Annotated in this window: 17 protein-coding genes and 1 pseudogene; all 18 read left to right on the top strand. The window is 69.8% G+C overall.

Translation table 11 applies throughout. The features are described 5' to 3' along the window. The first annotated feature begins 93 nt into the window (after positions 1-93). The 18 genes and pseudogenes from ACIRQY_RS04165 to ACIRQY_RS04080 all read left to right on the top strand — a co-directional run bounded on the left by ACIRQY_RS04165 (position 94) and on the right by ACIRQY_RS04080 (position 21507). The gene (locus tag ACIRQY_RS04165; RefSeq protein ID WP_403922381.1) at positions 94-2466 is read left to right on the top strand and encodes an ABC transporter family substrate-binding protein; all 2373 of its coding nucleotides are present in this window, start codon (positions 94-96) and stop codon (positions 2464-2466) included. Between the two features lie 282 nt (positions 2467-2748). Continuing rightward, positions 2749-4650, top strand: coding sequence for a translational GTPase TypA (typA, locus tag ACIRQY_RS04160; protein WP_351792651.1), 1902 nt, complete (start codon positions 2749-2751; stop codon positions 4648-4650). 497 nt (positions 4651-5147) lie between these two features. After that, on the top strand, positions 5148-6788 hold the full coding sequence (locus ACIRQY_RS04155; RefSeq protein WP_351792648.1) for an ABC transporter substrate-binding protein: 1641 nt from the start codon (positions 5148-5150) through the stop codon (positions 6786-6788). Positions 6789-6957: 169 nt separating this feature from the next. Next, positions 6958-7890 (top strand): ABC transporter permease, encoded by a 933-nt coding sequence (locus ACIRQY_RS04150; protein ID WP_351792767.1) that lies wholly within the window; start codon positions 6958-6960, stop codon positions 7888-7890. After that, complete coding sequence (locus ACIRQY_RS04145; protein WP_403922378.1) at positions 7883-8830, top strand: ABC transporter permease; 948 nt, start codon at positions 7883-7885, stop codon at positions 8828-8830. Before ACIRQY_RS04150 ends, ACIRQY_RS04145 begins: the two co-directional genes overlap by 8 nt. A gap of 14 nt (positions 8831-8844) precedes the next feature. Next, the gene (locus ACIRQY_RS04140) at positions 8845-9903 is read left to right on the top strand and encodes an ABC transporter ATP-binding protein (protein ID WP_403922376.1); all 1059 of its coding nucleotides are present in this window, start codon (positions 8845-8847) and stop codon (positions 9901-9903) included. Beyond that, entirely contained in the window at positions 9896-10984 is a 1089-nt protein-coding gene (locus tag ACIRQY_RS04135) for a dipeptide ABC transporter ATP-binding protein (protein WP_351792640.1), read from the top strand. The genes ACIRQY_RS04140 and ACIRQY_RS04135 overlap by 8 nt, the downstream gene beginning before the upstream one ends. A gap of 430 nt (positions 10985-11414) precedes the next feature. Beyond that, positions 11415-11834 carry a DUF2690 domain-containing protein gene (locus tag ACIRQY_RS04130; RefSeq protein ID WP_403922374.1) on the top strand — a complete coding sequence of 140 codons (420 nt, stop codon included), beginning with the start codon at positions 11415-11417 and terminating at the stop codon, positions 11832-11834. A gap of 81 nt (positions 11835-11915) precedes the next feature. Next, positions 11916-12338 carry a DUF2690 domain-containing protein gene (locus ACIRQY_RS04125; RefSeq protein WP_403922372.1) on the top strand — a complete coding sequence of 141 codons (423 nt, stop codon included), beginning with the start codon at positions 11916-11918 and terminating at the stop codon, positions 12336-12338. 10 nt (positions 12339-12348) lie between these two features. Continuing rightward, on the top strand, positions 12349-13422 hold the full coding sequence (locus ACIRQY_RS04120; protein ID WP_403922370.1) for an N-acetylmuramoyl-L-alanine amidase: 1074 nt from the start codon (positions 12349-12351) through the stop codon (positions 13420-13422). A gap of 175 nt (positions 13423-13597) precedes the next feature. Further along, a complete protein-coding gene (locus ACIRQY_RS04115; protein WP_403922368.1) occupies positions 13598-14602 on the top strand; it encodes a penicillin-insensitive murein endopeptidase in 1005 nt (334 codons plus the stop codon). A 23-nt stretch (positions 14603-14625) separates the two neighbouring features. Continuing rightward, positions 14626-14913, top strand: a pseudogene (locus tag ACIRQY_RS04110) (peptidoglycan-binding protein); the annotation flags it as partial. A gap of 48 nt (positions 14914-14961) precedes the next feature. Continuing rightward, positions 14962-15549, top strand: coding sequence for a peptidoglycan-binding protein (locus tag ACIRQY_RS04105; protein ID WP_403922827.1), 588 nt, complete (start codon positions 14962-14964; stop codon positions 15547-15549). Positions 15550-15817: 268 nt separating this feature from the next. Further along, positions 15818-17446 carry an ABC transporter substrate-binding protein gene (locus ACIRQY_RS04100; RefSeq protein ID WP_403922366.1) on the top strand — a complete coding sequence of 543 codons (1629 nt, stop codon included), beginning with the start codon at positions 15818-15820 and terminating at the stop codon, positions 17444-17446. 122 nt (positions 17447-17568) lie between these two features. After that, positions 17569-18492, top strand: a complete 924-nt coding sequence (locus ACIRQY_RS04095; protein ID WP_403922364.1) for an ABC transporter permease — start codon at positions 17569-17571, stop codon at positions 18490-18492. Next, the gene (locus ACIRQY_RS04090; protein ID WP_351792622.1) at positions 18485-19459 is read left to right on the top strand and encodes an ABC transporter permease; all 975 of its coding nucleotides are present in this window, start codon (positions 18485-18487) and stop codon (positions 19457-19459) included. The genes ACIRQY_RS04095 and ACIRQY_RS04090 overlap by 8 nt, the downstream gene beginning before the upstream one ends. Before the next feature lie 7 nt (positions 19460-19466). Next, positions 19467-20450, top strand: coding sequence for an ABC transporter ATP-binding protein (locus ACIRQY_RS04085; RefSeq protein ID WP_403922362.1), 984 nt, complete (start codon positions 19467-19469; stop codon positions 20448-20450). Continuing rightward, positions 20443-21507, top strand: a complete 1065-nt coding sequence (locus ACIRQY_RS04080; protein WP_403922360.1) for an ABC transporter ATP-binding protein — start codon at positions 20443-20445, stop codon at positions 21505-21507. The genes ACIRQY_RS04085 and ACIRQY_RS04080 overlap by 8 nt, the downstream gene beginning before the upstream one ends. Positions 21508-21613 lie beyond the last annotated feature (106 nt).

The raw sequence follows: 21613 nt of genomic DNA, 5'->3' as shown, positions 1-21613 counted from the left end.
GTGATGGCCGGATCTCCATTGTCCTTTTCATTGGGTGGGTCATAGGTGTGATCATCTCCAAATGTAATAAATCTGGACGAAGGGGTACATGTCATGTCCCAGATCGGCGCCCCTCGCGGGAGGACATGCTCCAGGAGCCCCCGCTCCCGCACGCTCCGCTCCGTCGCCACCCTCAGCAGCGCCGTCCTCGCCCTCACCCTCCTCGCCGGATGCAGCTCCGGCGACCCGGCCGACGAGATCTCCGGCGCGGCGCAGGACAATGCGCCCGCCACCCGCGACAAGGTCGCCGACGGAGGCACCCTGCGCTGGGCCGTCGACGCCCTGCCCACCACCCTGAACACCTTCCAGGCCGACGCCGACGGCACCACCAGCCGCATCGCCGGGGCGGTGCTCCCCTCCCTCTACACCCTCGACGCCCGGGGCAGGCCGCAGCTGAACCCCGACTACCTGGAGTCCGCGCAGGTCGTCGAGACGGAGCCCAAGCAGGTCGTCCTCTACAAGCTCCACCAGCAGGCCGTCTGGAGCGACGGGCGCGAGGTCGGCGCCCCCGACTTCGTCGCCCAGTGGCGGGCGCTCAGCGGCCGGGACACCGCGTACTGGACCGCCCGGAACTCCGGCTACGAGCGGATCGAGAAGATCGAGAAGGGCAAGAACGACCTGGAGGTCCGGGTCACCTTCGCCAAGCCCTACGCCGACTGGCGGTCCCTCTTCACCCCGCTCTACCCGAAGCAGGTGATGGGCTCCCCGAACGCGTTCAACGACGGGGCCCGCACCACGCTGAAGGCCACCGCGGGACCGTTCCTGCTGAAGTCGGTCGACCGGAAGAGCGGCGACGTCACCCTCGTCCGCAACCCCCGCTGGTGGGGACAGACCGCCAAGCTCGACAGCCTCGTCCTCAAGGCCGTGCCCCGCGCCGACCGCACCCAGGCCCTCGCCGACGGCATCCTCGACCTCGCCGAGATCGACCGCGCCACCGCCGACCGGATCTCCCTCGCCCTCCGCGACGCCCGCGCCGGACGCAGCGGCGCGCAGGCCGCCCTCGCCCACGGCCCCGGCTCCGGGATCACCCCCGGCAAGGCCCTGAGGTCCTGGGCCCTCGCGCACGGCTCCGACGAGGAGAAGGCCGAGGAGGTCCGGGCCGCCCGCGCCGAGAACCAGGAGGCCGTCACCCGCTACGCGAGCGCCCAGACCACCCTCACCAGGTACACCGTCCGCAAGTCCCTGGAGCCCGCCTACACCCAGCTCTCCCTGAACGGCGAGTCCGGACCGCTCTCCGACGAGCGGGTGCGCCGGGCGGTGGCCCGCGCGATCAACCGCCAGGAGCTCGCCGACTCCGTCCTCAAGCCGCTCGGCCTCCCCGCGAGCCCGCCCGGCAGCCACCTGGCCCTCGAAGGCCAGGCCGCCTACGCCGACAGCAGCGACGCGCTCGGCGGCCAGGACACCAAGGAGGCGCGCGCCCTGCTCGCCGACGCGGGCTGGGTCCCCGGCGGCGCCACCCGCAAGCCCGCCGGGACCAAGGCGGGCAGCGAGGCGGACAAGCAGGTGAAGGCGGAGAAGGAGAAGGCGGAGAAGGGGGAGGGCGACTCCGGCGACGGGAAGAAGGGGAACGACACCCCCTCCGACGAAGGCCTCTACATCGTCGGCGACGACAAGCCCGGCGACCGCCACGTCGTCGCCCTCGGCGAGGACGGCCCCGGCAGCGGCACCGCCGTCCTCGCCCCGGCCCCCGCGGCCGCCCGCCAGAGCGCCGCCCTCCTCGCCCGCGCCGAGGCCCTCGACACCGGTACGGGCGCCGCCGCCCACGCCGCCAGGACCGTCGCCAGGACCGACAAGGGCGTCGCCGGGGCCTACGCCCCGCGCGGCTCCGCCGCCCCCGCGGCCGTGCCCGAGGCCAACCAGGCCCTCGGCAAGGACGGCAAGCCGCTCGTCCTCCGCTTCGTCCTGCCGTCCGGCCCCGGCTCCGAGTCGCTGCGCGCGGTGGGCGACCGGATCGTCCGGATGCTCGACGCGGTCGGCATCCGTACCGCCGTCACCAAGGTCTCCGACGAGAGCTTCTTCAAGGACCACGTGGCCTCCGGCGACTACGACCTGGCCCTCTACTCCTGGCCCGCCTCCGCCTTCCCCGCGACCGACGCCCGGCCGATCTTCGCCAAGCCCGAGCCCGCCTCGGACGGCTCCCTCCTCGTCGAGCAGAACTACTCGCGGGTCGGCACCGACCGCATCGACCAGCTGTTCGACCAGGCGGCGAGGACCCTCGACGAGGACGAGGCCCGCGACCTGGTCCGTCAGGCCGACGCCCGGATCTGGGCCGCCGCCGGATCGATCCCCCTCTACCAGCGCCCCCAGCTCGCGGCCGCCAGGGCCGAGCTGGTGAACGCCGGTGCCTGGGGCCTGGCCGCCCCCCGCTACCAGGACATCGGCTTCAAGAAGCCCGAATCCCCCAAGAGCACGGAAAAGAACCAGTAGGACCCTGAAATCGCAGGTCACAACCTCAGAAGCAGCTCAAGTTCCTTGCCCGCCGGTGACCCCGGCGGGCAGGATCGCGTCGGCCCCTTGACCCGGCAGCACGACCTCCCCCACACCCCCGGGAACCCCCGGCGATCTCTCCGCGATCTCTCCGCGATCTCCACCGGGGAAGCCCCTCGCGCGGCAGCCCCGTACCATAGGACATAGCCGTGGCGCGTCCGCCCGGCGGGCGTACGAGGAACTGACGCCGCATCCCACGATCCGAGAGAAGCGCAAGCACCCATGCCCACGCGCCACGACATCCGTAACGTCGCCATCGTCGCCCACGTCGACCACGGCAAGACGACCATCGTCGACGCCATGCTCAAGCAGGCCGGTGCCTTCGCCGCCCACCAGCACCTCGACGACCGCATGATGGACTCGAACGACCTGGAGCGTGAGAAGGGCATCACGATCCTCGCCAAGAACACGGCGGTGAAGTATCACCCCAAGGACGGCGGGGCCCCGATCACGATCAACATCATCGACACCCCCGGCCACGCCGACTTCGGCGGCGAGGTCGAGCGCGGTCTGTCGATGGTCGACGCGGTCGTCCTCCTCGTGGACGCCTCCGAGGGCCCGCTCCCGCAGACCCGCTTCGTGCTGCGCAAGGCCCTCCAGCAGCGCCTGCCCGTCATCCTCTGCATCAACAAGACGGACCGCCCGGACTCCCGGATCGACGAGGTCGTCAACGAGACCTACGACCTCTTCCTCGACCTGGACGCGGACGAGGACCAGATCGAGTTCCCGATCGTCTACGCCTGCGGCCGTGACGGCGTCGCCTCGCTGACCAAGCCGGCGGACGGCACCGTCCCCGCCGACAGCGAGAACCTGGAGCCGTTCTTCTCCACCATCCTGGAGCACGTCCCGGCCCCCTCGTACGACGAGGAGGCGCCCCTCCAGGCCCACGTCACCAACCTCGACGCCGACAACTTCCTCGGCCGCATCGCGCTGCTCCGCGTCGAGCAGGGCGAGCTGCGCAAGGGCCAGACGGTCGCGTGGATCAAGCGGGACGGCACGATCTCCAACGTCCGCATCACCGAGCTGATGATGACCGAGGCGCTCACCCGCAAGCCCGCCGAGGTCGCCGGCCCCGGTGACATCTGCGCCGTCGCCGGTATCCCCGACATCATGATCGGCGAGACCCTGGCCGACCCGGAGAACCCGATCGCGCTGCCGCTGATCACGGTCGACCAGCCGGCCATCTCCATGACCATCGGCACCAACACCTCGCCGCTCGTCGGCCGCGGCGGCACGGGCAAGGGCGCGGAGGCCAAGTCCGCGGTCAAGCAGCGCAAGGTCACCGCCCGCCAGGTCAAGGACCGCCTCGACCGCGAGCTGATCGGCAACGTCTCGCTCCGCGTGCTCGACACCGAGCGCCCGGACGCCTGGGAGGTCCAGGGCCGTGGTGAGCTGGCGCTCGCCATCCTGGTCGAGCAGATGCGCCGCGAGGGCTTCGAGCTGACCATCGGCAAGCCGCAGGTCGTCACCAAGGAGGTCGACGGCAAGACGCACGAGCCCGTCGAGCGCCTCACGGTGGACGTCCCCGAGGAGCACATGGGCGCGGTCACGCAGCTCATGGGCATCCGCAAGGGCCGCATGGACAACATGTCGAACCACGGCTCCGGCTGGGTCCGCATGGAGTTCGTCGTCCCGTCCCGGGGCCTCATCGGCTTCCGTACGGAGTTCCTCACCAACACCCGCGGTACGGGCATCGCCCACTCCATCCACGAGGGTCACGAGCCGTGGTTCGGCACCCTGACCACCCGTAACAACGGCTCCCTGGTCGCCGACCGCGCCGGTGCCGTCACCGCCTTCGCGATGACGAACCTCCAGGAGCGCGGTGTCCTGTTCACCGACCCCGGCACCGAGGTGTACGAGGGCATGATCGTCGGCGAGAACTCGCGCTCCGACGACATGGACGTGAACATCACCAAGGAGAAGAAGCTCACCAACATGCGCTCCGCCTCCGCCGACTCCTTCGAGGCGATCGTCCCGCCGCGCAAGCTCTCCCTGGAGCAGTCCCTGGAGTTCTGCCGCGACGACGAGTGCGTCGAGGTCACCCCGGAGGCCGTGCGCATCCGCAAGGTGATCCTGGACCAGAACGCGCGCGGTCGCAGCGCCTCCCGCGCCAAGAACAACTGACCGGGCGAGATCGCCCGAGCACGCTCGCATACCGCCGATGACGGCGGGGTAGATCACGGACCTGTGATCCACTCCGCTCTCGGCTGACGGTACGTCAGCACCGGAGCCCGGACCCCCACGGACATGGTGGGGGTCCGGGCTTTTCGTCAACTCCGGTCAACTCGATTTCGGAGGCCGGGTGTCCGCATATCGGCCATCGCTCTCCGGTACGTGTGTTAACGGTCCGTTTCGGGGGTGTCTGTCTGTGCTCACTTTGTCCGGATTTCGGTATCCGGACACCTGGTGATGTTGTCAAAACGAGACCACTTAAGTGTGGTTTACAGCCCGGACGTACTTAATAGTTGGCTCCATTGAGCTCGGGTCAATGGGTCACGCACTGTGGGGAGTGCCGACTCACGAGCACACTCGGGGTACGTGAGTCCAAAGCCGTCAGGGGTGTCGGCTGAACTCGGAGTACCCCTCTTGTAGTGACAAAGTGGACTCATGAGGAGGAACCCATGCGCGGTGCCAAGAGCGCCAAGTGGGTAACGGGCGCGATCATCGTTGCCCTTGCTGCGACCGCCTGTGGCGGGGGTAAGAGCGACGGCGGCAATGACGCCAAGGGCGCTGTTGACCCGAACGGAATCTTCTCCATCGAGCTGGGTGAGCCGGAGAAGCCGCTGCTCACCGGTGACACGATGGAGTCCAACGGCTCCGCGGTCATGGCCGGCCTGTTCTCGACCCTGGTCGACTACAAGGCCGACGGCTCGCTCGAGATGATCAACGCCGAGTCGGTCACCACGACGGACTCGAAGACGTGGACCGTCAAGCTCAAGCCGGGCTGGACCTTCCACGACGGCACCCCGGTCACCTCCAAGTCCTACGTGGACGCGTGGAACTGGAACGCCAACGTCAAGAACGCCCAGGGTCTGTCCTCCTGGTTCGCGGACGTCAAGGGCTTCGAGAAGGTTCACCCCGAGGGTGAGGGCGCCAAGCCCACCTCCGACAAGCTGGACGGCCTGACCGTCGTCGACGAGAACACCTTCAAGATCGAGCTCTCGAAGGCCGTTCCGTACTTCGGTCACAAGCTGGCCTACATCGTCTTCGCCCCGCTCCCGGAGTCCTTCTACAAGGACCCGAAGGCCGGCGGCGAGAAGCCGGTCGGCAACGGTCCCTACAAGTTCAAGAGCTGGGACCACAAGAAGAAGATCGAGATCACTCGGTTCGACGGCTACAAGGGCCCGAACAAGGCGAAGAACGGCGGTGTGGTCTTCAAGAACTACACCACCCTCGAGGCCGCGTACGAGGACCTGAAGTCCGGCAACGTCGACGTCCTGCGTCAGATCGCGCCGAAGGACCTCCCGGTCTACCGCGCGGACCTCGGCGACCGCGCCGTGGACCAGCCGTACTCCGCGGTCCAGACCATCGCCGTCGCCTTCTACGCCGACCAGTGGAAGAAGCCGAAGCCGATCGACCCGCGCGTCATCCAGGGTCTGTCGATGGCGATCGACCGCGCCACCATCACCAAGACGGTCCTCCAGGGCACCCGTGAGCCCGCGACCGGCTGGGTCGCCAAGGGCGTCCTGGGCTTCCAGGAGGACGGTGGCGCCGGCGTCACCAAGTTCGACCCGGCGAAGGCCAAGGAACTGATCAAGGCCGGCGGCGGCGTCCCCGGCAACAAGATCTCGATCCAGTTCAACGCCGACGGTGGACACAAGGAGTGGGTGGACGCGGTCTGCAACTCCATCCAGCAGTCCACCAGCGTCCAGTGCGTCGGCGACGGCAAGCCGGACTTCCAGGCCGACCTGACCGCTCGCAAGAGCAAGCAGGTCAAGTCCCTGTACCGCTCCGGCTGGGTGCTCGACTACCCGGTGAACGCCAACTTCATCTCGGACCTGTTCCGTACGGGTGCGGCGGGCAACCAGGGCGACTTCTCCAACAAGGAGCTGGACGCCAAGATCGCCAAGGCTGACTCCGCGGCGACGCTGGACGACTCGGTGAAGCAGTTCCAGGCCATCGAGAAGGAACTGCTCAACTACATGCCGTCCATCCCGCTCTGGTACTACAAGGTCAACGCGGGCTACTCCGAGAAGGTTTCGGGCGTGGCGTACGGCCAGGACGGCGACCCGATCCTGACCGGCGTCGAGGTCAAGAAGTAACCACCCGAGCGTAGTCCGCACGCCGTCACGGGACTGACGGAGAGTCAGTCCCGTCTCGGTGCCTTACGCAGTGGCTGGGGGGCCCTTCCACGACATTCGCGTACCCACAGGGGCGCGGATGCCGTGGGAGGGCCTGTCGCTGCTGCTGTCACATTTCAACGGAGGCATGATGGGGCGCTATGTCGCACGACGACTGCTCCAGATGATCCCGGTTTTCATCGGGACCACCCTGCTGATCTTCCTCATGGTCTACAGCCTGCCCGGCGACCCCGTGGCGGGGATGTTCGGGGACAAGGGCGCTGACCCCGCGACCCTCGCGAAGATCAGACATGATCTGGGACTGGATCTGCCGCTCTGGCAGCAGTACTGGAACTACATGACCGACATCATCCTGCACTTCGACTTCGGGAACCAGATCCGCAACGGTCGCCCGATCACCGAGGTACTGGGTGCGGCGTTCCCCGTCACGCTCCAGCTCGCCGCCCTGGCGTTCGCCTTCGAGCTGATCTTCGGCCTCGGCCTCGGCGTCATCGCCGGTCTCAAGGCCGGCCGCTTCGCCGACAACGCGATCCTGATCTTCACGCTGCTGATCATCTCGATCCCCGTCTTCGTCCTCGGCTTCATCATCAAGATGGTGTTCGCCTTCGAACTGGGCTGGATCGCGCCGAACGTCAGCAACGACCAGCTCTGGTCCGAGATGATCGCCCCGGCCATGGTGCTCGGCGGTCTCTCCCTCGCCTACGTGGCGCGCCTCACGCGTACCTCCATGGCCGAGAACCTGCGCGCCGACTACATGCGCACCGCCGTCGCCAAGGGCCTGCCCCGGCGTCGTGTCATCGGCGTCCACCTCATGCGCAACTCGATGATCCCCGTGGTCACCTTCCTCGGCACCGACATCGGCGCCCTCATGGGCGGTGCGGTCGTCACCGAGCGCATCTTCAACATCAAGGGCGTCGGCGGTCTGATCGCCGAGTCGATCACCCGGCGCGAAGGGTCCACCCTCGTGGGCCTGGTCACCATCCTGGTGATCATCTACCTCGTCACCAGCCTGCTCATCGACCTGCTGTACGCGGTCCTGGACCCGAGGATCCGTTATGCCTGACGTGACCAAGACCGCAGCCGCCGTCGAGGCCTCCGTCGCGCCTCTCGCCAACGCCGTTCCTCCGGCGAAGCAGGACAAGCCCCGCAGCCTCTGGGGCGACGCCTGGGTCGACCTGCGCCGGAACCCGTACTTCATCGTGTCGTCGGTGCTGATCTCCTTCCTGCTGCTGATCGCCGCCTTCCCCGGCCTCTTCACCAGTGCCTCGCCGACCGCCGGTGACCTGGTCAAGCACTACCTGGGCAAGCCGGAGCTCGCCAGCGTCGGCTCCGAGGGCTGGCTGGGCTACGACGGCCAGGGCCGCTCCGTGTACGCCCGGCTGATCTACGGCACCCGTGCCTCGATCATCGTCGGCGTCTGCGTGACCGCGATCGTCACCGTGCTCGGCGGAATCATGGGCATGCTCGCGGGCTACTTCGGCGGCTGGGTCGACGCGGTGCTCTCCCGCCTGACGGACATCTTCTTCGGCATCCCGTTCCTGCTCGGCGCCATGGTCGTCCTGCAGTCCTTCGTCGAGCGCACGGTCTGGGTGGTCGTCTTCGCCCTCGCGTTCCTCGGCTGGACCCAGATGGCCCGCGTCATGCGCGGTGCCGTGATCACCGTCAAGCAGGCCGACTACGTCCACGCGGCCAAGGCACTCGGCGCGGGCACGGTCCGCATCCTGTTCCGGCACATCCTGCCGAACGCCATGGCTCCGGTGATCGTCGTCGCCACCATCGCCCTGGGCGGATACATCTCCGCCGAGGCCACCCTCTCGTACCTCGGCCTGGGCCTCGCGTCCCCGACCGTCTCGTGGGGCGTGGACATCTCCACCGGTGTCGACCAGATCCGAGTGGCCCAGCACATCCTGCTCTGGCCCTCGATCATGCTCAGCATCACCGTTCTGGCGTTCATCATGCTCGGCGAAGCCGTCCGCAACGCCCTCGACCCCAAGCTGCGCTGAGGAGGGCGTAAGAGATGACCATCATCGACAAGACCTCGGCCGTCCCCGCGCCCCGCGGCGGAGGCGACCACACCGGACCCCTGCTCGAAGTGCGCGACCTGCACGTCGAGTTCCACACCCGCGACGGTGTGGCCAAGGCGGTCAACGGCGTCAACTACTCGGTGAACGCCGGTGAGACGCTCGCCGTGCTCGGCGAGTCCGGCTCCGGCAAGTCCGTCACCGCGCAGGCCATCATGGGCATCCTCGACATGCCGCCGGGCAAGATCCCGCAGGGCGAGATCCTGTTCCGCGGCGAGGACATGCTGAAGATGTCCGAGGAGGAGCGGCGGAAGATCCGCGGCCGGAAGATCGCCATGATCTTCCAGGACGCGCTCTCCTCCCTGAACCCGGTCCTCAGCGTCGGCTACCAGCTCGGCGAGATGTTCCGCGTGCACCAGGGCCTGTCCAAGAAGGACGCCAAGGTCAAGGCCATCGAGCTGATGGACAAGGTCAAGATCCCCGCCGCAGGCGCACGGGTCTCCGACTACCCCCACCAGTTCTCCGGCGGTATGCGCCAGCGCATCATGATCGCCATGGCGCTGGCCCTGGAGCCGGACCTGATCATCGCCGACGAGCCCACCACGGCTCTCGACGTGACCGTCCAGGCCCAGGTCATGGACCTCCTCGCGGAGCTCCAGCAGGAATACAACATGGGTCTGATCCTGATCACCCACGACCTCGGCGTCGTCGCCGACGTCGCGGACAAGATCGCCGTGATGTACGCCGGCCGGATCGTCGAGCAGGCGCCGGTGCACGAGCTGTACGGCCGCCCGGCCCACCCGTACACCCGCGGTCTGCTGGACTCGATCCCGCGCCTGGACCAGAAGGGCCAGGAGCTCTACGCGATCAAGGGCCTGCCGCCCAACCTGCTCAAGGTGCCCACCGGCTGCGCCTTCAACCCGCGCTGCCCCAAGGCCGACGACATCTGCCGCACGGAGATCCCGGCCCTCGTGCCGGTCACCGAGCAGGACGGCGCGGACCTCCCGGGCCGTAAGAGCGCCTGCCACTTCTGGAAGGAGACGATCCATGGCTGACCTCAGCAAGAACGACGAGGCCGTGGCCGCCGCCCTCGACACCCCCGTGGGCCGTGGCGAGCCGATCCTCCAGGTGCGTGGCCTGAAGAAGCACTTCCCGCTGACGCAGGGCATCCTCTTCAAGAAGCAGGTCGGCGCGGTCAAGGCCGTGGACGGGGTCTCCTTCGACCTCTACCAGGGCGAGACCCTCGGCATCGTGGGCGAGTCCGGCTGTGGCAAGTCCACGGTCGCCAAGCTCCTGATGAACCTGGAGCAGGCCACCGCGGGCGAGGTCTTCTACAAGGGCCAGGACATCACCAAGCTGTCCGGCCGCGCGCTGAAGGCCGTGCGCCGCAACATCCAGATGGTGTTCCAGGACCCGTACACCTCGCTGAACCCGCGCATGACGGTCGGCGACATCATCGGCGAGCCCTTCGACATCCACCCCGAGGTGGCCCCGAAGGGCGACCGGCGCCGCAAGGTGCAGGAGCTGCTCGACGTCGTCGGTCTGAACCCGGAGTACATCCACCGGTACCCGCACCAGTTCTCCGGCGGTCAGCGCCAGCGCATCGGCATCGCCCGGGGCCTCGCGCTCAACCCGGAGATCATCATCTGCGACGAGCCGGTCTCGGCCCTGGACGTGTCCGTCCAGGCGCAGGTCATCAACCTGATGGGGAAGCTCCAGGACGAGTTCAACCTGTCCTACCTCTTCATCGCGCACGACCTGTCGATCGTCCGGCACATCTCCGACCGCGTCGGCGTCATGTACCTCGGCAAGATGGCCGAGATCGGTACGGACGAGCAGATCTACGAGCACCCGACGCACCCGTACACCCAGGCGCTGCTCTCCGCGGTGCCGGTGCCGGACCCGAAGGCCCGCGCGAACCGCGAGCGGATCATCCTCACCGGTGACGTGCCCTCGCCGGCGAACCCGCCGTCGGGCTGCAGCTTCCGCACCCGCTGCTGGAAGGCGCAGGACCGGTGCTCGCAGGAGACCCCGGTGCTGGCGATCCCGGAGCGCTTCCAGGGCCAGGACACCCCGGCCGCGCACTTCTCGGCGTGCCACTTCGCCGAGGAGAAGCAGGTCGTTCCGGTGAGCTGACGCACCGAAGCCCACCGAGGCCCCCGGCCACCCGTTCCCACGGGTGACCGGGGGCCTCCGGCGTTCCCGGGCCCGCCCGTTCCCGGGCCGCGCCGGAAGGGACCCTCCGGGCCGCCCGCGCGACGGCCATCCGCCCCACTGCCCCCGCCGTGCCTGTCGGCCCCGCCGCGGCCCCGCCCGGAAGCGTCCCGCGGACCCGTCCGCGCGCGGTCCCGTTCCCGTCCCGCGTCCCCCGGTCCGTCCCGGCCGCCCGACGGGACGCCGGCTCCCGTCCGCGCGCCGCCTCGCCCGTTCCCGCCGGGCGCCGTACCGGCCCCTCCCACGGGACGGCCGGACCCGCCGGGACACCGGCCGGGACTGGCAGCGTGTGCCGCGGCGCAGCCCACCGAGCTGCGGCCGCCACCCACCGCACCGGAACCAAGGGGTCGTCGTGAACGCACTCACCCGCAAGCTCACCACCGTCGGATCGGCGCTGGCGATGGCCGCGTCGAGTCTGCTGCTCGCCTCCTCGCCGGCCTCGGCGGCGACGTCCTGCTACTCGACCGGCTGCCACGGCGTCGACCCGGCGACCTCGGTCTGCCAGAACGACGCCACGACCGTCCTCACCAGCGAGACCGGCGTCGAGCTGCGCTACAGCGCCACCTGTCGTGCCGTCTGGGCCCGCAAGAAGAACGCCGTCGCCGGGCACTACTACCAGGTCGAGAACGACCGCCGGGAGATGCAGAGCGTGCGTCCCAGCACCTCGGGCGGCACCGTCTGGACCACGATGGTCGACGACAAGGACATCCTCGCGTACGCCTGCGACCGCCGCTCCGACTACACCATGGCGTCCTCCACGCTGTGGTGGTGACCCGGTACCCGACCCGCCCCCGGCCGCGCTCCACCGCGGCCCCGCAGCGATCCGGTACGAGTCCCAGAAGGAGCACCTCCCATGAACCGGCTCACCCGCAGGCTCGCCACCGTCGGCTCGGCCCTGGCGGTGGCCGCGTCGAGCCTCCTGCTCGCCTCCTCGCCCGCCTCCGCGGCGACCTCCTGCTACGCGGCGAGCTGCCAGGGCCTCGACCCGGCCGCCACGGTCTGCCAGAACGACGCCCAGACCGTGCGGACCAGTGCCTGGGGCGTGGAACTGCGCTACAGCCCCGGCTGCCGGGCCGCCTGGGCCCGCAAGACGTCCGGCGGGTCCCTCGACACCTCCATCCACGTCCAGAACACCCAGGGGACCACCCACAGCACCTACTACGGCGGTTCCGGGAGCGTCTGGACCCGGATGGTCAACGACAAGGACATCCAGGCCTGGGCCTGCGAGACGCGCGCCTACGAGACGCTCCAGACCCAGTGCACCGGAAGCTACTGAGGACCCCGACATGACCCCGGTATCCGAACCGAACCCGCGCCGACGGGCCTTCCTCACCGGCGGACTCGCGCTCGGCGCCTCGGCCGTGCTGCCCCTGTGGGCGGCCGGCGGGGCGCACGCCCTGGACGGGCCCGCCGTCGCGGACACCACCGCCTGGGGCGCCCGCCCGGCGAGCAGCCCCGTACGGCTGCTGCCGACCCCGCCACAGAAGATCATCGTCCATCACACGGCCACCGCCAACGTCACCGACCTCTCCCGCGACCAGGCCTTCCGGCTCGCCCGCGCCATGCAGAACTGGGCGATGGACGAGAAGCAGTGGATCGACACGGGCCAGCACTTCACCGTCTCGCGCGGGGCCCACGTCCTGGAGGGCAGGCACAGTAGCCTGAGCACGCTCCGGGGCGGCACGCAGATGGTGGAGTCGGCGCACTGCACCGGACAGAACACCGTCGCCGTCGGCATCGAGAACGAGGGCACCTACACCACGGTCGACCCGCGGAGCGAGCAGTACGCGGCCCTCGTCGAGCTGTGCGCGTACCTCTGCCGCCAGTACGGGCTGCGGGCCTACCAGATCTACGGGCACCGGGACTTCAACGCCACCCAGTGCCCCGGCGACCGGCTGTACGCGCTCCTGCCGCAGCTGCGGCGGGACGTCGCCGCCCGCGTCGGCGGGGACCCGACGGCCCCCGTGTGGCCGCTGCTGCGCTCCGGGGACACCGGCGACCGGGTCCGGGCCCTCCAGCACCTGCTGGTCCGGCGCGGCGCCGCGATCACCGCGGACGGAAGCTTCGGCCCGGCCACCGAGCGGGCCGTACGGGACTTCCAGACGCTGACGACCGCGACCGCCGACGGCTACGCGGGCAACCAGACCTGGCACCAGCTCGTCGGGCCCGTCCGGCAGGGCGACAGCGGCGACGCCGTCAGGGCCGTACAGCTGCTGCTCACGGCCAAGGGCGTCCCCACCGACCCGGACGGCGTCTTCGGGTCCGGCACCGCCGCCTCGGTGGCCACCTTCCAGAGCACGGCCGGGCTGCCCGCCGACGGTGTCGCCGACGCGCGCACCTTCAGCCGCCTCCTGGCCTGACCGGGCCCGGTCCCCGCTCCCGGTCCCGGTCCTGTCCACCAAAGGCTCCGGCCCGGCCCGCTCCGGCCCGGCCCGCTCCGGCCCGGCCCGCTCCGGGCCAAGGCCGCTTCCGGCCCCGCCCGGAGGCGCCGCTCCCTCCCACCCCTCCCACCCGACCAAGGAGAAGCCCACCGTCATGTCGCCGACCACACGGTCGCTCCGCCCCGCGCGCGGGGCGGTCCCGCTCGCGGCCCTCGCCGCCCTCGCCGCGCTGCTCGTGCTCATCGGGCTCGGCACGCCCGCGCACGCCTTCGGCGGCGCGTTCGTCCCCACCCAGAGCAAGGGCAACCGGGGTTCGGACGTCGTCGCCCTCCAGTACCTCCTCAACGGACAGGGCGCGCAGCTCACCGCCGACGGAGTCTTCGGCGCGGGCACCGACACCGCCGTCCGCTCCTTCCAGTCCTCGCACGGCCTCGGCTCCGACGGCATCGTCGGCCCCAACACCTGGCGGGCCCTGACCACCACGGTCCGGGAGGGCAGCCAGGGCGAGGCCGTGAAGGCCGTCCAGCACCTGCTCAACGCCAAGCGCGGCGCGGGCCTCACCGTCGACGGCGCCTTCGGCGCGGGCACGGCGTCGGCCGTCCGCACCTTCCAGGGCCACGCGGGTCTGGGCGCGGACGGAGTCGTCGGCCCGGACACCTGGACCAACCTGCTCTGGCACTACGAGTACGCCGACTACAACTCCGGCACCCTGTGCAACCAGAGCCCGGACGGCAACAGCTCCGCCGACTGGGGCACCGGCGCCACCATCGGCCAGCTGGAGGCGGGCGCCCGCGCCTTCGCCGCCCTCGGCCGGGGCAAGGTCCCGGTCGGTGACATCTCCTTCGAGCACGGCGGCTCGATCTACGGCCACGCCACCCACCAGGACGGCCTGGACGCCGACCTCTGGCCCGTGCGCACCGACGCGGCGCAGTGCTCCGGCTCCCGGATCACCTGGCAGTCCGCCGCCTACGACCGGGGCGCCACCCGCGAGCTGGTCAAGGCCCTGCGCGCCGCCGCCCCGGGCCACGTGAAGCTGATCTTCTTCAACGACCCGCAGCTGATCGCGGAGGGGCTGACCGTCCAGTACCCCAACCACGACAACCACCTGCACATCCGTTACTGCGAGCCGGGTCACCCGGACGCGAACTACCAGTGCTGACACGAGAGTCCGAGGAACCGCCCATGACCCACGTGAGAAGACTGCCCGGCCTCGCGGCCGCGCTGCTCGCCGCCCTCGTCACCGCCCTGGTGGCCGCCGTCCTCCAGGCCGCCCCGGCCTTCGCCGCCGACTGGCCGCTGGTCAAGACCGGCAGCAGCGGCGTCCAGGTGACCACCGTCCAGCACCTGCTGACCTCCCGGGGCCACACCACCGCCGCCGACGGGGCCTTCGGCGACGGCACCGCGGCGAAGGTCCGCTCCTTCCAGAGCGCCAACGGCCTCTCGGCGGACGGCGTCGTCGGCGCCGACACCTGGTCCCGGCTGGTCGTCACCGTCCGCAAGGGCGACAACGGCTCCGGGGTGAAGGCCGCCCAGACGCAGCTCAACCGGTACGGGGCGGGGCTCGCCGTCGACGGCGCGTTCGGCGACGGCACCGACTCCAAGATCCGCTCCTTCCAGTCCTCGCACGGCCTCGACGCGGACGGCATCATCGGCCCGGACACCTGGCGCGCCCTGGTCACCGGTTCCTCCGGCGGCGGCGGTGGCGACAGCGGTCTGCTGACCCACGCGGCGGCGGCGGGCAAGTTCTCGGCCGCGGGCGTCACCTGGGCCTCCTCGGGCAACTGCTCCAACCGCAACAGCACCAGCTGCACCTCCTTCGACGGGCTGCGCCAGGCGTCCGCCGACGGCGCGGTCACGCTGCGCGGGGCGAGCGGCTGCGCGCTGACCATCACCGGCGGCACGGAGACGGGCCACGCGAGCGGCACGTACAGCCACTGGAACGGCTACAAGCTGGACTTCGCGATCACCAGCTGCCTCAGCAACTACGTCACCGGCACCTTCGCCTACTCCGGCACCCGGGGTGACGGCGCCGCCCTCTACACCGCTCCCTCGGGCAACGTCTACGCCAACGAGGGCAACCACTGGGACGTGACCTTCCTGAACTGACCGCTGTCCGGCACCGCCCCGGCGGTCCCGGACGGGTCCGCCCACGGTCCCCCCGCCGCACCGACGCCTCCCGTCGGCGCGGCGGGGGGACCTCGCGCGTGCGGGGGAGGGGGGAGGAGCGCGGGCGCGGTGCTCCAGGGCCTCCGTCGCTCCGGGCGTACGCCCCCGAGGGGGCAATCCCCCGGACAGGTGAGGCCGAGATGCGACTCCGTCCGGCTTGGGGTGATATGGGGGCCTAAGTCTCGGCAAGACCAACGGGAGGCACTCCATGCGCGGAGCCACGCACGCCAAGTGGGCCGCACTGGCCACAGCCGTCGCCCTCGCGGCGACCGCCTGCGGCGGCGGCGACAACGGCGGTGGTGGCGGAGGGGCCGACGGCATCGTGAGTTCCTCGTGGGGCGACCCGCAGAACCCGCTGGAACCCGCCAACACCAACGAGGTGCAGGGCGGCAAGGTCCTGTCCATGATCTTCCGCGGGCTCAAGCAGTACGACCCGAAGACCGGCGAGGCCAAGGACATGCTCGCCGAGAAGATCGAGACCACCGACTCGACGAACTTCGCCATCACCGTCAAGGACGGCTGGACCTTCTCCAACGGCGAGAAGGTCACCGCGAAGTCCTTCGTCGACGCCTGGAACTACGGCGCCAACCTGAAGAACAACCAGAAGAACGCCTACTTCTTCGGGCAGATCGAGGGCTACGACAAGGTCCACCCCGACAAGGGCGAACCCACCGCCGACACCCTCTCGGGACTCAAGGTCACCGGTGACCGCACCTTCACGGTCAAGCTCACCCAGAAGTTCTCCACCTGGCCCATCACCCTGGGCTACGCGGCCTTCGCCCCGCTCCCCACGGCGTTCTACGACGACCACGCGGCCTGGCTCTCGAAGCCCGTCGGCAACGGCCCGTACACCGTCGACTCGTACGCCAAGGGCTCCCAGATGGCGCTCAAGCGCTGGGACGGCTACCCCGGCGACGACAAGGCGAAGAACGGCGGCGTGACCCTCAAGGTCTACACCGACAACAACACCGCCTACACCGACCTGACGGCCGGGAACCTCGACCTCGTCGACGACATCCCCGCCGCCCAGCTCAAGAACGTCAAGGCCGACCTGGGCGACCGCTACATCAACGTCCCCGCCGGCATCATCCAGACCCTCGCGTTCCCGTTCTACGACCCGGACTGGAACAAGCCCGGCCAGGAGAAGCTCCGCCAGGGCATCTCCCGGGCCATCGACCGCAATCAGATCACCCAGACGATCTTCCAGAAGACCCGGACCCCCGCCGTCGACTGGACCTCCCCGGTCCTCGGCGAGGAAGGCGGCTACAAGGACGTCTGCGGCGACTACTGCACGTACGACGCGGCCGAGGCGAAGAAGCTCGTCGCGGAGGGCGGCGGCATCCCCGGCGGCACGATGAAGATCTCGTACAACGCCGACACCGGCTCCCACAAGGAATGGGTCGACGCGGTCTGCAACTCCATCAACCGCGCCCTCGGCAACAACACCGCCTGCCTCGGCAACCCCGTCGGCACCTTCGCCGACTACCGCAGCCAGGTCACCACGCAGAAGATGCAGGGCCCGTTCCGGGCCGGCTGGCAGATGGACTACCCGCTCATCCAGAACTTCCTCCAGCCGCTCTACTACACCAACGCCTCCTCCAACGACGGCAAGTGGAGCAACCCCGAGTTCGACAAGCTCGTGAACCAGGCCAACGCCGAGGCCGACACCAAGAAGGCCGTGGGGATCTTCCAGCAGGCCGAGGGCGTCCTGCGCGACGCGATGGGCGCCATCCCGCTCTGGTACCAGAACGGCAGCGCGGGCTACTCGGACCGGCTGGAGAGCGTCACCCTCAACCCCTTCAGCGTCCCCGTCTACGACCAGATCAAGGTGAAGTGACGCCGTAGCAGGCCCGAGGCGCCCGGCCCGGCCCGCGCGGACCCCCGCGTCGGGCCGGACGCCTTCCCCGCGTCCCTCCCCGGACGCCACCCCACCCCGGAGCCAACCCCCGGAGCCCCCTCATGGGTCGATATGTGATTCGACGGCTGCTACAGATGATCCCGGTCTTCTTCGGGGCCACCCTGCTGCTGTTCCTGATGGTCAACGTGATGGGCGACCCGATCGCCGGACTCTGCGGCGACCGCGCCTGCGACCCGGCCACCGCCGCCCGGCTGCGCGAGGAGTACGGCCTCGACAAGCCCGTCTGGCAGCAGTACCTCACCTACATGGGGAACGTGTTCACCGGGGACTTCGGGACCGCGTTCAACGGCCAGAAGGTCACCGAACTCCTCGCCGACGCCTACCCGGTCACCCTCCGCCTGACGATCGTCGCGATCCTCTTCGAGATCGTCGTGGGCATCACCCTCGGCGTGCTCAGCGGGCTCCGCCGGGGCCGCGCGATCGACACCGGCACCCTCATCGGCACCCTCGTCGTCATCTCCATCCCGACCTTCGTCACCGGCTACGTCCTCCAGTACCTGCTGGGCGTCAAATGGGGCTGGGTCTCCCCGACCGTCTCCTCCGGCGCGCCCTTCGACGAGCTGATCCTGCCCGGCATCGTGCTCGCCTCCGTCTCCCTGGCGTACGTCACCCGGCTGACCCGCACCTCCGTCGGCGAGAACGCCCGCGCCGACTACGTCCGCACCGCCGTCGCCAAGGGGCTCCCGCGCCGCCGCGTCATCACCCGGCACCTGCTGCGCAACTCGCTGATCCCCGTCGTCACCTTCATCGGCACCGACATCGGCGCGCTCATGGGCGGTGCCATCGTCACCGAGCGGATCTTCAACATCCACGGCGTGGGCTACCAGCTCTACCAGGGCATCCTCCGGCAGAACACCCAGACGGTGGTCGGCTTCGCCACCATCCTCGTCCTGGTGTTCCTGGTGGCGAACCTGCTCGTCGACCTGCTGTACTCCGTCCTCGACCCCAGGATCCGCTATGCCTGACCCCTATGAGAACGAGGGCGCCATCGCGGCGACCGGCGCGGGCGGGGCGATGGACCTCGCCGCGAGCGAGGCGATCGAGGTCGGGCACACGTCCGGCGGCCAGGGCCAGGACCCCGGCGAGAAGCCCCGCAGCCTCTGGTCCGACGCCTGGCGGGACCTGCGCCGCAACCCCGTCTTCATCGTCTCCGCCCTGATCATCGTCTTCCTCGTGATCATCTCGATCTGGCCGTCCCTGATCGCCTCCGGCGACCCGCTCGACTGCGACCTCGCCAAGGCCCAGGAGGGCTCCCAGCCCGGCCACCCCTTCGGCTTCGACGGACAGGGCTGCGACGTCTACACCCGCACCGTCTACGGCGCCCGGACCTCCATCACCGTCGGCGTCCTCGCCACCCTCGGCGTCGCCCTCCTCGGCAGCGCCCTCGGCGGCCTCGCCGGGTTCTTCGGCGGGGTGTGGGACGCGATCCTCTCCCGCATCACCGACATCTTCTTCGCCATCCCCGTCGTCCTCGGCGGCCTCGTGCTCCTCTCGGTCATCACCAGCAACACCGTCTGGCCCGTCATCGGCTTCATGGTGCTGCTCGGCTGGCCCCAGATCTCCCGCATCGCGCGCGGCTCGGTCATCACCGCCAAACAGCACGACTACGTCCAGGCGGCCCGCGCCCTCGGCGCCTCCAACTCCCGGATGCTGCTCCGGCACGTGACCCCCAACGCGGTCGCCCCCGTCATCGTCGTGGCCACCATCGCCCTGGGCACCTACATCGCCCTGGAGGCCACCCTCTCCTACCTCGGCGTCGGACTCCGGCCCCCGACCGTCAGCTGGGGCATCGACATCTCCGCCGCCTCGCAGAACATCCGCAACGCGCCGCACATGCTGCTCTGGCCCGCGGGCGCGCTCGCCGTCACCGTGCTCGCCTTCATCATGCTCGGCGACGCCGTCCGCGACGCCCTCGACCCCAAGCTGAGGTAGGGAACCCATGCTGCTCGAAGTGCGCGACCTGCACGTGGAGTTCCACACCAGGGACGGGGTCGCCAAGGCGGTCAACGGCGTCGACTACTCCGTCGACGCCGGGGAGACGCTCGCCGTCCTCGGCGAGTCCGGCTCCGGCAAGTCCGTCACCGCCCAGGCCGTCATGGGCATCCTCGACACGCCCCCGGGAAAGATCACCGGGGGCGAGATCCTCTTCCAGGGCAAGGACCTCCTGAAGCTCAAGGAGGACGAGCGGCGCAAGATCCGCGGCGCGAAGATGGCGATGATCTTCCAGGACGCGCTCTCCTCCCTGAACCCCGTCCTCAGCGTCGGCGAACAGCTCGGCGAGATGTTCCAGGTCCACCGGGGCATGTCCCGCAAGGACTCCCGGGCCAAGGCCGTCGAACTCATGGACAGGGTCCGCATCCCCGCCGCCAAGGAACGCGTCGGCCAGTACCCCCACCAGTTCTCCGGCGGGATGCGCCAGCGCATCATGATTGCCATGGCGCTGGCCCTGGAACCGGACCTGATCATCGCCGACGAGCCCACCACGGCTCTCGACGTGACCGTCCAGGCCCAGGTCATGGACCTCCTCGCCGAACTCCAGCGCGAACTCCGGATGGGGCTCATCCTCATCACCCACGACCTCGGCGTCGTCGCCGACGTCGCCGACAAGATCGCCGTCATGTACGCGGGCCGGATCGTCGAACGCGCCCCCGTCCACGAGATCTACAAGGCCCCCGCCCACCCCTACACCAAGGGCCTCCTCGAATCGATCCCCCGCCTCGACCAGAAGGGCCAGGACCTCTACGCCATCAAGGGGCTCCCGCCCAACCTGCTGAAGATCCCGCCGGGCTGCGCCTTCAACCCGCGCTGCCCCCTGGCCCAGGACGTCTGCCGCACCGACGTGCCCCCGCTGTACGACGTGACCGGCTCCCCGGTGCCCCGCTCCAGCGCCTGCCACTTCTGGAAGGAGTGCCTCCATGGCTGAGGCCATCCTCGAAGTCCGGGACCTCCACAAGCACTACCCGCTGACCCGGGGCATCCTCTTCAAGAAGCAGGTCGGCGCGGTCAAGGCCGTCGACGGCGTCGACTTCGACCTCGCCGCCGGAGAGACCCTCGGCATCGTCGGCGAGTCCGGCTGCGGCAAGTCGACCGTCGCGAAGATGCTGGTCAACCTGGAACGGCCGACGTCCGGCACCATCCGCTACAAGGGCGAGGACCTCACCACCCTCTCCCCGCGCGCCCTCAAGGCCGTCCGCCGCAACATCCAGATGGTCTTCCAGGACCCGTACACCTCGCTCAACCCGCGCATGACCGTCGGCGACATCATCGGCGAGCCGTACGAGATCCACCCCGAGGTCGCCCCCAAGGGCGACCGCCGCCGCAAGGTCCAGGACCTCCTCGACGTCGTCGGCCTCAACCCCGAGTACATCAACCGCTACCCGCACCAGTTCTCCGGCGGCCAGCGCCAGCGCATCGGTATCGCCCGGGGCCTCGCGCTCCAGCCCGAGATCATCGTCGCCGACGAACCGGTCTCCGCCCTCGACGTCTCCGTCCAGGCCCAGGTCGTCAACCTCCTGGAGAAGCTCCAGTCCGAGTTCTCCCTCTCGTACGTGTTCATCGCCCACGACCTGTCGATCGTCCGGCACATCTCCGACCGCGTCGGCGTCATGTACCTCGGGCGGATCGTCGAGATCGGCAGCGACGCCCAGATCTACGACCACCCCACCCACCCCTACACCCAGGCGCTGCTCTCCGCCGTCCCCGTCCCCGACCCCGGCGCCCGCGCGCACCGCGAACGCATCATCCTCAGCGGCGACGTCCCCTCCCCGGCGAACGTCCCCTCCGGCTGCCGCTTCCGCACCCGCTGCTGGAAAGCCCAGGAACGCTGCTCCCTGGAAGTCCCCGAACTGGCCGTCCCCGCCGTCTTCCGCCTCGTCGACAGCCCGGCCAAGCACGACTCGGCCTGCCACTTCGCCGAGGAGAAGCAGGTCGTCCCGCCGGAGAACGGCACCACCGACGGCACACCCCCCGAGCCGGTCTGACCCCGGCGCGACCCGGGCGGACCGGCCCCGGAACACGTCTCCGGCACACCGGAGCGCTGACGGTCGTACGGGACCCGACACCCCGGAGCGCGTACGCCCAGTACGG

It is taken from the genome of Streptomyces sp. NPDC101490 (genome assembly GCF_044767145.1).
Lineage (GTDB): Bacteria > Actinomycetota > Actinomycetes > Streptomycetales > Streptomycetaceae > Streptomyces.
Note: the sequence above shows the minus strand (reverse complement) of the source record. Positions and strands in the feature narration are given on the sequence as shown.

Excerpts from the sequence above, each read along its gene's own strand:
- ACIRQY_RS04165 (WP_403922381.1), top strand. The coding sequence starts at position 94 with ATGTCCCAGATCGGCGCCCCTCGCGGGAGGACATGCTCCAGGAGCCCC.
- typA (WP_351792651.1), top strand. The coding sequence starts at position 2,749 with ATGCCCACGCGCCACGACATCCGTAACGTCGCCATCGTCGCCCACGTC.
- ACIRQY_RS04155 (WP_351792648.1), top strand. The coding sequence starts at position 5,148 with ATGCGCGGTGCCAAGAGCGCCAAGTGGGTAACGGGCGCGATCATCGTT.
- ACIRQY_RS04150 (WP_351792767.1), top strand. The coding sequence starts at position 6,958 with ATGGGGCGCTATGTCGCACGACGACTGCTCCAGATGATCCCGGTTTTC.
- ACIRQY_RS04145 (WP_403922378.1), top strand. The coding sequence starts at position 7,883 with ATGCCTGACGTGACCAAGACCGCAGCCGCCGTCGAGGCCTCCGTCGCG.
- ACIRQY_RS04140 (WP_403922376.1), top strand. The coding sequence starts at position 8,845 with ATGACCATCATCGACAAGACCTCGGCCGTCCCCGCGCCCCGCGGCGGA.
- ACIRQY_RS04135 (WP_351792640.1), top strand. The coding sequence starts at position 9,896 with ATGGCTGACCTCAGCAAGAACGACGAGGCCGTGGCCGCCGCCCTCGAC.
- ACIRQY_RS04125 (WP_403922372.1), top strand. The coding sequence starts at position 11,916 with ATGAACCGGCTCACCCGCAGGCTCGCCACCGTCGGCTCGGCCCTGGCG.
- ACIRQY_RS04120 (WP_403922370.1), top strand. The coding sequence starts at position 12,349 with ATGACCCCGGTATCCGAACCGAACCCGCGCCGACGGGCCTTCCTCACC.
- ACIRQY_RS04115 (WP_403922368.1), top strand. The coding sequence starts at position 13,598 with ATGTCGCCGACCACACGGTCGCTCCGCCCCGCGCGCGGGGCGGTCCCG.
- ACIRQY_RS04100 (WP_403922366.1), top strand. The coding sequence starts at position 15,818 with ATGCGCGGAGCCACGCACGCCAAGTGGGCCGCACTGGCCACAGCCGTC.
- ACIRQY_RS04095 (WP_403922364.1), top strand. The coding sequence starts at position 17,569 with ATGGGTCGATATGTGATTCGACGGCTGCTACAGATGATCCCGGTCTTC.
- ACIRQY_RS04090 (WP_351792622.1), top strand. The coding sequence starts at position 18,485 with ATGCCTGACCCCTATGAGAACGAGGGCGCCATCGCGGCGACCGGCGCG.
- ACIRQY_RS04085 (WP_403922362.1), top strand. The coding sequence starts at position 19,467 with ATGCTGCTCGAAGTGCGCGACCTGCACGTGGAGTTCCACACCAGGGAC.
- ACIRQY_RS04080 (WP_403922360.1), top strand. The coding sequence starts at position 20,443 with ATGGCTGAGGCCATCCTCGAAGTCCGGGACCTCCACAAGCACTACCCG.